The sequence below is a fragment of the Streptomyces sp. B93 genome, from assembly GCF_018070565.1.
In the GTDB taxonomy this organism is placed as follows: Bacteria; Actinomycetota; Actinomycetes; order Streptomycetales; family Streptomycetaceae; genus Streptomyces.
Genome location: NZ_JAGPXL010000133.1, coordinates 1 through 397, shown reverse-complemented (window position 1 = coordinate 397; position 397 = coordinate 1). Strand labels below are relative to the sequence as shown.

Genomic DNA, 397 nt, shown 5'->3' with positions numbered 1-397 from the left:
CGTCGATGTCGGCGGTTCCGGCGGTGACGGCGGCCTGGTTGAGTTTGGGTACGGCGTCGGCGGTGACCTCGGTGCTCTTGCCGCCGCTGGGTGCCTGGACGGCTTCGGCCTGGATGATGCGTCCGCCTTCGACGGTGATGCGGACCTGCACGGGCCCGTACTGCGTCTGGGCCACCTCGCCGGTGACGGTACGGGTGGTGCTCTCGGGCTCCTGCGCGGCGCCGCCACCGGCCTGTGGGTCCTGCGCCCCGCCGCCCTCGGCCCCCATCCGGTCCACTGCCGATTGCAGGGATTCCTTGTATCCGCCGCTGGTGTAGGTGGCTCCTGACACGGCGTCGATGTCGGCGGTTCCGGCGGTGACGGCGGCCTGGTTGAGTTTGGGTACGGCGTCGGCGGT

Annotated in this window: 1 protein-coding gene; it reads right to left on the bottom strand. The window is 71.3% G+C overall.

Annotated features, from left to right (window positions below; all coding sequences use genetic code 11):
* A partial coding sequence (locus tag KBY47_RS36260) for an FMN-binding protein (protein ID WP_210928898.1) occupies nt 1–397 on the bottom strand: 397 nt, incomplete at both ends.